Here is a 14,485-nt window from a genome sequence, read left to right as displayed (position 1 = left end):
AGCGCTCAGATATCTTGCCAGCTAACATCGAAGTCGGGTAGAACGCTATAAGTCCCTCACCCAAGGAGATTGAATCGCCAAAGATGAGATCTATAGCATTCTTTTAAAAACTTCGATTAACCTTTCAACGACAGGTGAATACATGTACTTGAAAAATCTGGTGATTGTCCTCGCAGCGACGGCCCTGCTTTCTTCCGTTAGTTATGCGCAAACTTCGGCATCAGACTCGGCTACCAACGCCGCGGCATCAGATCAAGCGCCCTCGTCGAAAAAAGCCGATCGTGCAGCGAATCGGGCCCTCGCGAAGCGGATCAGGCTAGCGCTCAATAAAACCAAAGGTCTGGAGAACACAGACATCGTAGTCTTCGCGATGACCAAGACGGGCCAGGTCACGCTGGCGGGATTCATCCAGAGTGAGAACCAGGATCAAATTGCCCAGGCTGCAGCCGGCAAGGTTCAAGGTGTCACCTCGGTGACGAGCAAGCTGACGCTGCAGGAAGAAGGCCGCTGAGCGGGCGAGCTTTCCCAGAGGCGCACGCGTGCCGATGATCTGACGGCACGCGTACCCCCTACTGCTGCGGCAAAGCATAGGCAATGACATAGTCGCCGAGCTTCGTGCCGAACGAGCCGTGGCCGCCCGCCGCGATCACGACGTACTGACGGCCGTTGATCGAATAGCTCATCGGCGTGGCCTGCCCCCCTGCGGGCAGGCGGTCCTGCCAGAGCTGCTTGCCATTGTTCACATCGAACGCGCGGATGTAGTTGTCCGCCGTCGCGCCAATGAACACGACACCGCCCGCAGTGACAATCGGACCGCCCAGCATCGGCATGCCCATCTTGAACGGCAGCGGAATCGGCGAACTGTCGCGCACGGTGCCAATGCGCTTCTTCCACACAATCTCATTGGTCTTGAGATCAATCGCCGAGATGTAACCCCATGCCGGTTGCTTGCACGGCAAGCCCAGCGGCGAGAGGAACGCGTTGATCGTCACTCCGTACGGCACGCCGTATTGCGGCTGGATGCCTGACTCCGTGCCGCTGCCCTTGGCGCCCGGCACCGGCTGCAACGGGTTGCCCGGGCCACGCGGAATCAGACGCGAGACGAACGGCAAGCCGATCGGGTTCGCAACCGCAATCTGGCGGTCGGTGTCGACGGCAAGACCGCCCCACTCAAACACGCCCAGGTTGCCCGGGAACACGAGCGTGCCCTGTAGCGACGGCGGCGTGAACGTGCCCTCGTAGCGCAGCTGGTGGAACATCACGCGGCACACAAGCTGGTCGAACATCGTCGCGCCCCACATGTCGGCGTCGGTCAGGTTCTTCGACGGACGATACGTGAGCTGTGAGAACGGCTGTGTCGGCGCAACGTGGTCACCGGGCGCCGCGCCCTGCGGCACGGGCGTTTCGGGCGCCGGCACGACCGGCACGCCGGTGCGGCGGTCGAGCACGAACAGGTTGCCGGTCTTGGCCGGCGCGTACACGACCGGCACGGTCTTGCCATCCTTGCCGGTGATGTCGGCGATCGTGGGCTGCGACGGCTGGTCCATGTCCCACAGATCGTGGTGCACGCTCTGGTAGAACCAGGCGAGCTTGCCGGTCGAGGCGTTGAGTGCGAGCAACCCGGTGGCGTATTGCTCCATCTCCGGCGTGCGGTCGCCGCCCCAGATATCCGGCGTCTTTACACCCATCGGCAGATAGACAATGTCGAGTTTCGCGTCATAGGCGGCGGGCGCCCACGAGTTGGGCGAATTCCACGTGTAGTGTTCGCCCGGGCCCGGAATGTGATTCGGGTCCTTCGCGCCCGGATCGAACGCCCAGAGCAATTCGCCCGTGCGCACGTCGAAGCCGCGGATGACACCCGAGGGCTCGCGGTTCGAGAAGTTGTCCTCCACTGCGCCCGCCACGACGATCACCTTGCTGGTGATGATCGACGGCGAGGTAGGCTCGTACATGCCCGGCGTTGTGATCGGTTGGGCATGTTGAAGGTCGAGGTCGCCCTTGTTGCCGAAGCCCTCGCAACGTTGGCCCGTCAGCGCGTCGAGCGCGTAGAGGTGGCCGTCGTTGACCGGCAGGTAGATGCGGCGCGTGCAGGCGCTGTTGGCGGACGATGCCACCGTCGCTGCCGAAGCAGCGTCGCTCGCGGGCGCGGCGGCCACGGCTGTTGCGGTGCTCGCCGAGAGATCGACATACGACACGCCGCGGCAAGTCACGTGCTGGAACGACGGATCGGCTTGCAGTTTCGGATCGAACTTCCACTTCTGCTCGCCCGTCTTGGCATCGAGCGCGAACAGGATCTGGTGCGGCGAGCACAGGTAAAGCAGGTCGCCGATCTTGATCGGCGTGACTTCATTGGTGAGCTCTACCGGATCGTTCGGGCCTTTCATGTCGCCCGTGCGGAAGGTCCAGGCCACCTGCAGGTTCTTCGCGTTTTCCGGCGTGATCTGCTGCAGCGGCGAATAGCGTGTGCCTTCCTGGGTGCGGCCATAGGCGGGCCAGTCGGCAGGATCGATACCCTCGGAGTTCGCCGCGGGCGCTCCGGCCGCAACGCTCAGCGCGCCGTTGATCGTTTGCGGATCATTGAAGCCCGCGTAGACCAGCACGACCGCCCAGATCACGAGCGCGCCGATGAGCGACGTCACCCCGAGCTTGCGCGGCGCGTCGAGACGCCAGCTCACCAGCAGCAGCCACACGCCGAAGATGACGAGCACACCGGAGCGCGGCGCGAGCGCCCAGAAGTCGGGACCCGACTCCCACAACGCCCAGATCGCCGTGCCGACGAGCACGAGCGCGTAGAGCACGAGCGCCGCCGGATTACGACGGTACAGCAGCCAGGACACGCCGAGCAGCACGACGCCGGTCACGACGTAATACGCCGAGCCGCCGAGCGAGAGCAGCCATGCGCCGCCTATCAGCAGGTACAGGCCGGTTAGCGCGGTGAACAGCAGTGTGATGACGCCGATGAAACCCGGGGATGCCGATTGTCTTGACATGATGACCTCAACCTTCCTTGGAAGATGTTGCTTGCACCGCCTGTCGCGCGGCGCCCGCAGCACGGGCATGCCTGGAATGCGGGGAAACTGGTCACGTCAGAACAAGTGCATCACTCCGACGTACGCACCGGTCTGCGATTCGCCGGCTATCGGGCTCGTTGGCGAGCTCGAGTCGCGCGGCGTCGCGAACACCGAAAACGTGCCGTTCTTGCTGTTGTTCACGTACGCGACGGTGCCGTACAGGAACGTGCGCGCGCTCAGGTTGTAGGTCGTCCCGAGCGCGTAGAGCATGGCGTGGCTGCCCGGATCATGCGAGACGTCGCCGCCGCCGTCGCCCACGCGAATGTAGAATCCCGCCGCCGTCACGGCCCAGTGCGGTGTAGCCTGATACGTGGTGCCGAGCCAGTAGTAATCGGCGCTGTCGGCCACGCCCGCGGGTGAATCAGGCGCTGCCAGGTGCGTGTACGCCGCCTGGAACTTGAACTTCTGCACGGGCACGTTCGCGCCCACGAAGTACTCGCGCGAGGCCGTGAAGATGTTGGAGAGGCGGCCATTCGAATCGCGCAGCTCGTCGTAGATGCCACGCAGCTCGAAGAGCGTCGAGTGATAGCTCAGCATGATGCCGTCCGAGCGGCCGAACTGGCCTTGGGCGCCATTGTTGAAGCCGTTTGTCTGGTTGCCGAACGCGTACTGCCCCTGCACGTCGACGCCATGCCAGACCGGGCTGTGATATTCGACGTTGTTGCTTGTCTGCTGCCAGTTGCGCCCGCGCACGAGCGAGGCCGACGAGACCGCCTGCTGCACGAACGGATCGTATGCCCACACGCCGTCGCTGTCGATGAAGAGATTGCGGCCTGCCTGCAACTGGCCCCACGTGTCATTCTTCAAGCCGACGTACGCGCGGCGCGAGAACATGAGGCCGCCGCCTGTGGTGCCGTTCATGATCTGCAGCGCGGTTTCGAGGTCGAACAGCGCGCTGGTGCCGCCGCCCAGGTCCTCGGTCCCCTTGAAGCCGAGCATGCTCGTGCCCCAGTCCCCCCCTTCGGCGTTCCAGCGGCTCAAGTTGCCCCCCGTGCCGTTGGAGATGTGATTGATGTACTCGATACCGCCGTCCATACGGCCATAGATCGTCACGCTAGACTGTGCCGATGCAGCCGTGCCGGCTGCGAGCAGGACGAGCGCGCTCAATTGATATTTCATGTTGTCTCCCAGGCGGACTATTCTTTCGTTCTCCTTTCTGTCCATGCCCCCGCTGCGTTGATACGTTGATAGATAGCGTTGTCAGGGACGAGTCAAACTTGGACCTCCCACTCAATTGCCAGCTCTAGCTCTCGTTGTCATTCGCGCAGACCATCGAACACTACCATGACCTTCCGGAACATGGAATGCTCCCTGACCAGGCATATCAGGAGGCGCAGCGGCCACCTGGTATGACATGTTTGTTGTAGTCGAATACACCCCCTCGCTTGCAGGTCTGCAGGAACCCCGACGCCCACGGTAATGCAGAATAGACCTAAAATCGCGACTTCGCTTTAATGCGCAAGCACCTGGTCGATTCCCTCGCGGGAACCGTCATGAAATCTCGGTGAAAACGCTGTCGCGCCGCTGTTCGAACATGTCGAGGAGATAGCGCTCCAGTGGCTTTTCCGAGGCGGTCTTGGGAATCTCTGGCACGACTTGCAGGAAGGAGATCACCGAACTCGCTTCAAGCTTCGCGCGGCAGAGGCGGAACACCATCTGCGGGTCGAAGCCGGACGCAGCCTTCGGCACTACGGCTGCGACCACATCCTTCTCGCCCGGCGCACCGGATGACGCCTTGACGCCGTACACATAGACGTCCTCGACTGCGCCCGACTCGGCAATCACCTTCTCGATTGGCGCTGGATTGATAAATTCACCGTTATGCCGGATCCCGCCTCCTTTCCGGTATTCAAAGAAGAGCCAGCCGTTCTCGTCTTCGCGCACAACGTCGCCCATATGCAGCCAGCCGTCCTTGCTTTTCTTCGCTGAGGCTTCCGGATTGCCAAAATATTCGATCTTGAACGGCGATCCGTCCGCCGGCCGGAAGAGCAGTTCGCCAGGCAGCCCAGGTGCGCAGTCGCGGCCGTCGTCATCGACTATTCGATGCCTGAGCGTAGGCACCGGCTTGCCGATACTGCCGACTGGACCGACCCCGACGGGCTTGACCGTGAGTCCGCCCTCCGCCGCGCCGTAGAACTCGACGATCCGCACGTTGAAGCGCTGCTCGAACTCGGTCCAGATCGCCGCGGGCATCCCCGCGGATATCACGAAGCGCACGGGGTTGTCCGAGTCGTCCCGCTTGGCCGGCTCGCTGTAGATCGCCGTCGTCATCCCGCCGAGCAGCGTGAAGGTGGTGCACTGGTATTTGCGCGTGATGTCCCACAGCCGGGACTTCGTGAAGCGGCGCGACAGCACGGCCCGCATTCCGGTGGCGAGCGACGCACCAAGCGTAATGACCTGAGCATTGGCGTGGGTCAGCGACAGCCCTGAATAGGGCCGATCGCCGGCTGCATAGCCGAACATCGCCGGCACCACGGCGGACGTGGCGCAGTAGCGCAGATGCGTCATGACGATGCCTTTCGGATCGCCGGTCGTGCCGGACGTGAAGATCAGCTGCATCGCGCTTTCGGGGTCGCGAGTCAGGATGGGCAACTCGGGTACCTGCTCCGGCAGTGACGCACGGTAAGACAGGACATCGGGAAAGTCAGAGAGCGGCCTCGCGCCTTCGTCCGTTTCAAGCCCGATCACCCACGACAGTTGCGTAAGGGTTCCACGCACGGCGGCGAGATTGTCGAGCGCGTAGTCGGCGGCGATCACGCCCCTGCACTGCGCGTTATCGAGCATATAGGCGAGCTTGTCGCCCTTGGTGCGCGGATCGATCGGCACGAATACCGTCCCGGAGATCGATGCCGCCACCATGGCTTCGATGAACTCGGCATGGTTGGCCATCAGCAACGCGAAGTGCTCTCCGGGACGCAGGCCCCGATCGATCAGCACTTGAGCGAGACGCTGGCCGTTTTCCCAGAGTTGCCGGTAGGTGCGCACCTCGTCGGGCCGCACGCCGGCCCCCTCGATCGTGAGTACGTCCCGATCCGGCATGGTGTCGACGCGATTGGCAATCAGCGCGGCCAGGATGGTGTCTGGTCTGGTGCTCATGGCACTGTGTCTCCTGATGGTATTGGATGTCGTGTTCATGCCGAATCGCTGCCGAGCGCAACGGTGTCGACGCTAACGTCCGAGAATCGTGATGCTGGCCACGGCTTCTTCCACGCCGCACAGACCGCCGCCGTTCTCGGCAAGCGCGATACGCGCGCCCGCGACCTGGCGCGGTCCTGCTTCACCGCGTAGCTGGGTAACGAGTTCAAAGAGCTGCCCCAGCCCTGTCGCGCCGATTGGATGCCCTTTCGATTCCAGGCCACCCGATGGATTGATCGGAATCCGCCCGCCGATCGAGGTGTCGCCCCGCTCCGCGGCCACGCCTCCCATGCCCTGTTCGCACAGCCCGAGCACTTCAGACTGGATGATTTCGCCGATCGCGGTTGCATCGTGTACTTCGGCTACTGAAACGTCCTGCGGCGCCACGCCAGCCTGTTCATAGGCCTTGATGGAGCCAAGCCGGACCAGGTGCTGCTCGAACGCAGCAGCAGGCCGGTCGCTGCCAGTCTGGAGCACCGAAGCCAGCACGCGAATCGCCCGTGAACGCCGGCCTTTGAGCAGTTCCAGACCCGCTTCGCTGCATACGATCGCGGCGGCCGCGCCGTCGCTGATCGGCGAGCACATCGGCAGCGTCAGCGGATAGGTGATGGGAGGCGCGCCGAGTACTTCCTCCACGGAGTAGGCCCGCCGATACTGGGCGAGCGGATTGTGTACCGAGTGCCCGTGATTCTTGGAGGACACCGCGGCAATCTGCCGTTGAGTCGTGCCGAACTCCCGCATGTGCAGGCGTCCCATCGACGCATAGATATCCATGAACACGCTATACGGCTTGTCCGACACGCTTCCTTCGGGCAGCTCAATACCCTTGCCCATGTCGAGCAACCTGCGCTTGCCGTTCTCGGTATCGTGCACGTCCCACGCACCGTCGAACGCGCTGAACGTACGCGCCTTGTCCGTCGAGAACATCTTTTCAGCGCCCACGGCGAGCACGATGTCAGCCGCGCCCGCCTTCACGTAGTTCACCGCCAGATGAAACGCCGTACTCGCGCTCGCGCACGCGTTCTCGACGTTGATCACCGGCAAGCCGTGCACGCCCATTGCCCGCAAGGCAAGCTCGCCGCGGATCATGTGCTGGCCGTCCATGTGCCCCTGCGTCGAGTTGCCGAAGAACGCGCCCTGCAGTTGCTCTTTGTCGCAACCGGCATCGGCGAGCGCTTCCTCCACCGCCTTGCACGTCATCTGCTTCACGCTGGTGTCGAGATGTTTGCCAAAGGGCGTCATGCCGATGCCCGCGACGTACACTTCCTTGCTCATGATCGCCTCTCCCTCGCTCATTGGCTGCGCGACGATGCAACGTCGCGCGTTCCGGTCCACACCCGTTCAAACGCTCTTCACTTCGTAGCTCAGGTAGCCTTCTTCAGCCTGAGCAGCGAGGAGATTGCGTGCGCCAAACGCCTGCGCCGGCGAGACGAAGCCGACCGCATGCAGCTGTCCTCGCAGGATTCGACGGACCGCTTCCGCACCCAGCACGCCGGTTTGCGCGTAGGGTGAATTGCCGCGCAGAATCACGCTGACGGAATTCACGTTTCCTCGTCCTTGACATGACAGCGTGCAACGGTTGACGTCGGGATTCTCGCGGGCGGGCTCGGTTTGCGTGACGGCCTTGCCCCATTCGTTGGTGATCTCTTCCTGCTTGGCCGGATCGAGATGCCGGCACTCTTCCTCGAACTTCTTCAGCAAGCCGACGACTGCGTTGAAACGCTCCTGGTTTCTGAACGACACCAGCGTCTGGCAATTGCGCACACGCGGATCGCCCTCGTACCAGATCGGTTCGCCACCGCCGCCCCAGGGCAGCGCGTTCAGCAGCACATGTTCACCGGGCACATGAACCTGATACGGCGTGGCCCAGGGCCATTGCACGAGCTCTTTATTGCGCAGGAAGAACTGCGGCTGCGTACACATCCGCAGAAACGACATCGTGGACGCGACGCTGACTTCCGAGTCCCCGAGGTAGATCACGTCGAGCGTGTCAATGCCCGGGGTCTCAAGCGCGATCTCTGCCGCCAGATTGCCTTCGGTCCACATGTAGGAATTGCCGGGACACAGCGCCAGATCTTTTGCGGCAAACGCCTTGCCATACGTGCGCTTCAACAAGGACATCCAGTCGGTTTCACCCGTCGTGTCGATATAGTGGCAACCCGCCGCAAGGCTGGCCTCGACCACAGGGCGGCCGAGTTGCATGAACGGCCCGACGATGTTGATGACCGCCTTCTTGCCTTTGAAAAGTTCAGTTAGCGCGTTCGTTTCGTGCTCGACCGCGACGCACTGGTAGTCGTGTCCGGCAAGTTCCGGCACCTTGGACATCTCCTCTTGCAGCCGCTCCTTGTTGCGCCCCGCGGCGATGAACGAAATCCCCCGCTCGGCGAGTTTCCACGCCGTGAGCTTGCCTGTGTAGCCACTCGCTCCATAGAGCACCACTTCGTATGTCGTTGCCATTCGTCATCTCCTTGAGGTTACTTGTCGGATTGTTTTGCCAGTTGGCGCGATTCAAAGCAGATCGGGGTCGATCAGGTAGTAGCCGCCCTTGATCGCGAGGACTTCGTTGCAGCCGTCCTCGATCAGGGACGCCCGCGCGTCACGCCAGATTTTTTCGATCGGATACTCGCGCGTAAGTCCGTTGCCGCAAAAGATCTGAAGCGCGTCGTTGGCAACTTCGAATGCGGTTTGGGTCGCGGTGATCTTGGACGTCATTGCTGCATGCAGCGATGGATTCGGCGACGAGAAGTTGTAGTGCACGACCCGGCGCGCCAGGGCACGGGCCGCTTCCACCTTCCTGAACATGTGGAAGAGCCGGGACGCCACCGACTGATGACGGATGATCGGCAAGCCGCCCTGCTTGCGTTCATGCGCGTAGGCCAGCGCGTGTTCGAAGGCTGCTCGTGCTGCGCCGGTGAAAACCGCGCCCATGATCGCGTTGGCGAACGTGTGAATGGCGTAGACGGCATCGAGGTATTGATCCGGGCCCGCGAGGATGTGATCTTTGGAAAGCTTGACGTTCTCAAAGAAGATCTCCCCCTGGTTGAGGGCGCGCTGTCCTACCTTGTCGAGCGGCTTGCCACGCGATACGCCTTCGGCGTCCATCGGCACGATGATCACGGCCCCGCGCTTCGTCTCCACGCCGGCGCCACTGTCAGCCGCGCAGTAAAGAATGCAGACATCCGCCACGATGCCGTTCGACACCCATGCCGACTTCTGCCCATTGATGATCACGTCGTCGCCGCGCAGCGTGGCAATGCAGTTGGGCCGGCCGTAAGTTCCCTGCGGGTGCAGGATCATGCCGTTCGCGTCCAGCATGTCGGAGCCGTGATCGGGTTCCGTGATGGCCCAGCAGCCAAGCTTCGAATCTGGCGCAAGCGCCCGGCAAAACGGGTTGCCCAACACCGTGCTCATCAGCGCCGGGAGCAACCCGGCGCCGTACGAAATGGCGAGTCCGGAGTCGCCCCAGCCGAGCTCCTCGAACAGGATGCACATGGTCTGGGCCCGTTCGGCGGGTTCGAGCTCGAGAAGCCCGTCGACGCCAAACCCCAGTTCGACATATTTTTTTCGGGCCTCCCAATAAGGCGACCCTGGCGCGATGGCCTCCTCCGGCGTCATGCGATCGAGTTTGACGCCGACGGGGCGCATGACCTCCTCCGCAAAGCGATGGACCGTCTGCTGGACCATCTGGCCCATCTCCGACAACTCAGGCTCGGCGCCTAGAGGGCCGAGTTTGTGCGTTGCAACGTGGTTCGATGCGGTTGTCATGTCTCATCCTTGAAGGTTGTCAGGTGTATCGTTTATAGGAATACTTAATTATTATTGGCGTGCTCGACCGACCATTGCGCGACAGCCGATCGCTGCTGCAGGCTGCTAACGCTGCTGTTCGATGTCTTGTGTGTAAGCCATGGTGTCCGGGCGAAGCGCTGCGCAACATCCCCCTTACAGGGGAGTGTGATTGCATGCTCGGAGGCATTAGGGACGACCCGAATACGCGACGCTGAGCATCGGTGTAGCCGATATGGTTGGCTTGCCGGTCGCGACGAAGCGTGTGCTGCCGTCGGATGTCACGGGCACCGTGGCCGTCAATGGTTCGGGATTGCAGTCGAATACCGGACGCAATCTTTTTGATGGCGTGGGTACTGACATTGCCAGCGTCGATCGCGCCGGCGATGGTTCTCTACTGGTTGTCCGCCACCTTCGTGCGGTTGTCCTAAGCTTTCTCTTTCATCTCACCCGGACGAGCGGGCGCTTATTGTCAGGCCCGCGACAGCGCAATGCTGGCGACATAGCAGGCCAAGGAAATGCTGACGCCCATGAAAGGCGCACTGAACCAATAAACCTTGCCGAGCACAACAAAACCAGCAAGCATCGATAGCCCCACAACGAGCAGGAACGGTGACCGAAAGAGCAGCTCGCCGTGAGCCAATGCGAGAAAACCGAAAACCAGACCGAACAACATGGCCCCCATGCTGTGGCTGACATTGAAGCCCACCCAGGCCCGCCACATTGTTGTTTCTCTCGTAATGACAGGCGAAATCTGGCTCATGCTGATTTGCAGCGCTGGGTCACGGGGCGTGAGCTTTGCCCCCCAGAACGTATAGACGAGGTGGATCACTCCGAGCGCAAACATAATGCTCGCACTAAGAACCATGAGAATTTTTGCGGCCAAGATGTTCTCCCTATTTTCGAGTTCTGAAGCCTGAGTCAAGCGGCGGGTAGCAAAACATCAAGCGGGACCCCACTACACTACGCCTCGTCAGGAGGACCACGGGGCATTTTGCAAAACGATCCGGTAGCCATCGAGATCCTGGAATGTTCGACCCGATATGTCCCAATAAGGATTGAACGACGTCACGCTAACGAATCCGTTCTCGATCATGCGCTCACACGTCGACTGCCAGGCTTCCCGATCCGGAACGTAGAACACCAGCAAATCCTCGGGCGTCGGAGTTGGCGATACCAGGTGTTCGCGAAACTGGGTGAACTCGAAGTGATAGTCCATTCCAGCACGCCCTAGCATCACCCCATCGAAGCCCTGGTGATCTTGAAATCGTGCCAGCACGATCAGGTTTAGAGCCACGCAATACATGCTCTCTGAGCGGGGGAGATCGCTGACAGGTCTGGCAATTCTGAGTTGTGCTTGCATTGGATGGTGTGGTCGCAATCGGTGGTTAAAGGTGCACGTCGGAGGAAGCACCGGTCATCGCCTGCGTTCAAGCTCCGGTTCACCCTTTCCGTTAAGACGCATACCTCGCCTTTGTCAGAACTGGCATTGACGAACGCAATGATATGCCTCGCCGCGAGCGAAAACATCGTGTTACAGGCATCCTCGGCTATGGATCTTTTGACCGCTGTCAGCGACCTATGCCTCAGCAACTACGGTGCTTTGACGGAACGGAAGGACGCAACCTGGCGAGCAGGCCTGAAACTTGCGCATTCCAGACACCCTGGTGAAATGAGAAATCGATATGAAAATCTGGCAGAGCGTGACGATTGCAACCCTGCTTGGCGCGGCAAGTATGGGCGCGCAAGCACAAGTGGCCGGCACCCAGCCGTTGTCCGTGACGGTCCAACAGTCGCAAGCATTGCTGCAGGGATGGAGCGCTAAAAAGAGCATCCTCGGGAAAGCGGTCTACAACGACAAGAACGAGAAAATCGGTTCGATCCTCGATCTGGTGATTTCACCGGATACGACAGTATCGGCGGCCGTGATCTCCACCGGCGGCTTCCTTGGCGTCGCTACGCACGACGTCGCAGTACCCATTGCCTCGCTCGACATCCGCAATGGCAACTTCTATCTGGCAGGTGCAACGAAGGAGGCGCTCAAAGACACACCCGAATTCCAGTACAGCAAAGTGGAGACGCCGCCGAAGCCGAGAAAGATTCAAGCGCAATAACTGCGAAGTACGCGGTTCTCTCGAGGCTTGTGGAAAAACCGCGCTGAGTAATCAGCGCGGTTTTTTTGTAGGGCGAGCGATCTTTTGGCGTGAACGTCACGATTCGAGCCAGAACTGCCGTTGAATTGCTTACACCTTCGCGACCGCTTCCAAAGTGCAACGGACGCTCGTCGCGCCAAGTGATCGGCGAGTATTCGAGTACGGCGGTCGCTCGTCTGTTCGCTGTAGTTCGCGTTGGCTGTGACGAACTTCAACTTCGTACGGAAAGATCTGTGGGATGCGCTAACGCGGATTAATCTGCTTCACGACATCAGCCACGATGGCACGGGTCTGCCTGTCGGAAGTCGGTGCGAAGATGCCCTGCCATGCCGAAGACTTGGTGTTGTAGGAGCGCTCCCCGAATACCTGGTCAGTCTGCAGATCGCGGAAAGTCACCTTGGCTTGCATGAAAGCATTGCCTGTCATGATTCCAAATGCGATCCGTGCACCTTGAGAGACGAAGTGGTAGTCGTCAACATAGACATCCACGACTGTGCCGGCGCCGCTCCGGGATGCTATTCCAGCGGTTTCATCGATGAAGTTAAGTCCTTCCGGGTTTGATGCACCTTGCATGGCTTCCCGCCATTCTGTCTGCACCTGCGGCCAGTCGGACGAGGCCGTGGCTACCTTTGATCCGTTCATACGCAGAATAACTGTATGGGTCGAAGCAGGTGGAATGACGATGCTAGCTACTGAGGTCCTTTCACCCGACGGCACATTGTCTTGGGTCTGCAACGTGGCGGCGCACCCGCCGAAGAAACCCGTGCTTGCGCTCACGATAAGAATCGACAGCAGTCGTCTCTGCATTTGAGTGTTCCAATTGATGAAATCGTTTTTTCGAATGGAAATGCATACTCTTTATCGGCATGAGATCGGCAAACTTGAGCAGCATCCGCGGCGATCATCGTTCGCTGCATGCAACGAAGCAGCAACTCGGAATCGACCCAAGCAGCAGCGTGGTCGACAACCCGAAGATCGAGCGCGTATCGCTGATCGGCCATCCGTTGATGTGCATGCTGCCGGGAGGTGCTCGGCTCGAAGGAAGACGACAATCGACGTGCGCGATTCGGACCGATGCGCGCACCGTCGTCGAGAGTCTGGATAGGTTCAACCAAACTTAGACTGCTCCCAATGCATGCTTTCGACCCACTGCCATTCGTTGCACGGTCGCGCAACGAATGGCAGCTAACCGAGTATTGCCGCCGTTTGACCGACGGCCCATATGTCATTGCGAACGCCAACTCGTGGCCGGCCCTTGCCCATACGCAGTTCGCGGCACCCTACCCTCAAGCGAGGGTCACGCCAGCACAAAGCAGGCATTCGCGCGGCATCGTTCGTCAGAACGATCCCCTTAGCATCGGCAATCGATACTTGTCGAAAGTTCGCTGTGCTGTACCGCTAAACCACACGAAAATCGCCACATCCGATCCAATCCCAACCACAGGTGAATACGTGTTCATAAAAATAACGGTAGTTACGTGTTTGATCATGTCTCTGAGCGGTTGCGCTGTTGGGTTCAACAAGAACGGATTTTATTGTACCGAGGGTCCAACGGAGAACGCTCCGTCGTGCTTTTAGGCCCCGGCCTGAACGCCCGCCGGACGTCACTTCCGGCGCAGCTCGACGAAGATATCAGGTTCCCATTCCCGTACCGCGAGCAGCAATCCCGTGCCATGACGCTCGCTCAACGGACGCGCGAGACTCTCATCGTGCAGCACGGCGAACTGCTGGCGCAGACGCTCGAGTTGCCGATGCAATTCCTCGGACGCCGCACGCGTCAGCATGCCTTGATGGAACACGTGCATTTCGCGCGGGCCACGAAAGCCGTCAGCAAGGAATTCTTGTTCACCGTGATCGCGGAAGAAACGGCGGATCGGACCATTCGGCAGCCAGTCGAAATTGCGGTCGACATTCAGGCGAATGCGATTACCCGGCAGCAACACGATCAGCTTCAGGCGATCCAGTTGTAACAACCGATCAACACACTCCGCGTCGGTCAGTCGATATACGCGCGTGATATCAGCCATGCTCCAGTGATTGATCGCACACACGGCGACCAGCAGCAGCTTTGCTTCGGAGACAAGCTCGCGCTCCTGGGCCGCAGTGAGCTGTGCGGGACGCACAATGGCCGCATTTGCTGCCTGCGCCAATTCGACGATGCTCAGGTTGAGAATTGCAGCGACCTGTGCGAGACGTTCCAGCGTAAATGCGCCACTGGCAAATATGCGCTTCACTGAAGGCTCCGAAATGCCCAGTTGTTGTGCGACATCGCGATACGTCAGATGCTGCGCGCGCAATTCGCGCTTGATTTCTGCCAGCAGCTGGTCGATCTCTGTCATAGCC

13 protein-coding genes and 1 pseudogene are annotated in these 14,485 nt (G+C 60.6%); 4 read left to right on the top strand and 10 right to left on the bottom strand.

Translation table 11 applies throughout. The annotated features are described in order from the left end of the window. The first annotated feature begins 142 nt into the window (after positions 1-142). Positions 143-511, top strand: coding sequence for a BON domain-containing protein (locus ACSOSP_RS27200; RefSeq protein ID WP_455311524.1), 369 nt, complete (start codon positions 143-145; stop codon positions 509-511). A 58-nt stretch (positions 512-569) separates the two neighbouring features. On the opposite strand, the gene ACSOSP_RS27195 is transcribed toward ACSOSP_RS27200, so the two are convergent. The 6 genes from ACSOSP_RS27195 to ACSOSP_RS27170 form a co-directional block, all read right to left on the bottom strand. Continuing rightward, the gene (locus ACSOSP_RS27195) at positions 570-2,990 is read right to left on the bottom strand and encodes a glucose/quinate/shikimate family membrane-bound PQQ-dependent dehydrogenase (RefSeq protein ID WP_455311523.1); all 2,421 of its coding nucleotides are present in this window, start codon (positions 2,988-2,990) and stop codon (positions 570-572) included. Between the two features lie 96 nt (positions 2,991-3,086). Next, complete coding sequence (locus ACSOSP_RS27190; protein WP_455311522.1) at positions 3,087-4,190, bottom strand: porin; 1,104 nt, start codon at positions 4,188-4,190, stop codon at positions 3,087-3,089. Positions 4,191-4,562: 372 nt separating this feature from the next. After that, entirely contained in the window at positions 4,563-6,167 is a 1,605-nt protein-coding gene (locus ACSOSP_RS27185; RefSeq protein WP_455311520.1) for an AMP-binding protein, read from the bottom strand. Positions 6,168-6,239: 72 nt separating this feature from the next. Then, positions 6,240-7,481 (bottom strand): thiolase family protein, encoded by a 1,242-nt coding sequence (locus ACSOSP_RS27180; RefSeq protein WP_455311519.1) that lies wholly within the window; start codon positions 7,479-7,481, stop codon positions 6,240-6,242. 66 nt (positions 7,482-7,547) lie between these two features. After that, the gene (locus ACSOSP_RS27175; RefSeq protein ID WP_455311518.1) at positions 7,548-8,663 is read right to left on the bottom strand and encodes a saccharopine dehydrogenase family protein; all 1,116 of its coding nucleotides are present in this window, start codon (positions 8,661-8,663) and stop codon (positions 7,548-7,550) included. A gap of 51 nt (positions 8,664-8,714) precedes the next feature. Then, positions 8,715-9,971: an acyl-CoA dehydrogenase family protein gene (locus ACSOSP_RS27170; protein ID WP_455311517.1), complete on the bottom strand. Its 1,257-nt coding sequence runs from the start codon at positions 9,969-9,971 to the stop codon at positions 8,715-8,717. Positions 9,972-10,197: 226 nt separating this feature from the next. On the opposite strand from ACSOSP_RS27170, the pseudogene ACSOSP_RS27165 reads away from it, so the two are divergent. Continuing rightward, a pseudogene (locus tag ACSOSP_RS27165) lies at positions 10,198-10,420 on the top strand (hypothetical protein); the annotation flags it as partial. 41 nt (positions 10,421-10,461) lie between these two features. Here ACSOSP_RS27165 and ACSOSP_RS27160 read toward each other — a convergent pair. Next, positions 10,462-10,875, bottom strand: coding sequence for an LIC_13387 family protein (locus tag ACSOSP_RS27160; protein ID WP_455311516.1), 414 nt, complete (start codon positions 10,873-10,875; stop codon positions 10,462-10,464). An 87-nt stretch (positions 10,876-10,962) separates the two neighbouring features. Next, positions 10,963-11,352, bottom strand: coding sequence for a VOC family protein (locus ACSOSP_RS27155; RefSeq protein ID WP_455311514.1), 390 nt, complete (start codon positions 11,350-11,352; stop codon positions 10,963-10,965). 322 nt (positions 11,353-11,674) lie between these two features. Between ACSOSP_RS27155 and ACSOSP_RS27150 the strand changes: the two genes are divergently transcribed. Further along, positions 11,675-12,103, top strand: coding sequence for a PRC-barrel domain-containing protein (locus tag ACSOSP_RS27150; RefSeq protein ID WP_455311513.1), 429 nt, complete (start codon positions 11,675-11,677; stop codon positions 12,101-12,103). A gap of 282 nt (positions 12,104-12,385) precedes the next feature. Here the strand turns inward: ACSOSP_RS27150 and ACSOSP_RS27145 are convergent, their stop codons facing one another. Beyond that, complete coding sequence (locus tag ACSOSP_RS27145; protein WP_455311511.1) at positions 12,386-12,949, bottom strand: hypothetical protein; 564 nt, start codon at positions 12,947-12,949, stop codon at positions 12,386-12,388. Between the two features lie 74 nt (positions 12,950-13,023). Here ACSOSP_RS27145 and ACSOSP_RS27140 point away from each other — a divergent pair, with 74 nt between their 5' ends. Then, positions 13,024-13,263 (top strand): hypothetical protein, encoded by a 240-nt coding sequence (locus ACSOSP_RS27140; protein ID WP_455311510.1) that lies wholly within the window; start codon positions 13,024-13,026, stop codon positions 13,261-13,263. 483 nt (positions 13,264-13,746) lie between these two features. On the opposite strand, the gene ACSOSP_RS27135 is transcribed toward ACSOSP_RS27140, so the two are convergent. After that, complete coding sequence (locus ACSOSP_RS27135; protein WP_455311509.1) at positions 13,747-14,481, bottom strand: helix-turn-helix domain-containing protein; 735 nt, start codon at positions 14,479-14,481, stop codon at positions 13,747-13,749. Between the last annotated feature and the right edge of the window lie 4 nt (positions 14,482-14,485).

It is taken from the genome of Caballeronia sp. KNU42 (assembly GCF_053760385.1).
Note: the sequence above shows the minus strand (reverse complement) of the source record. Positions and strands in the feature narration are given on the sequence as shown.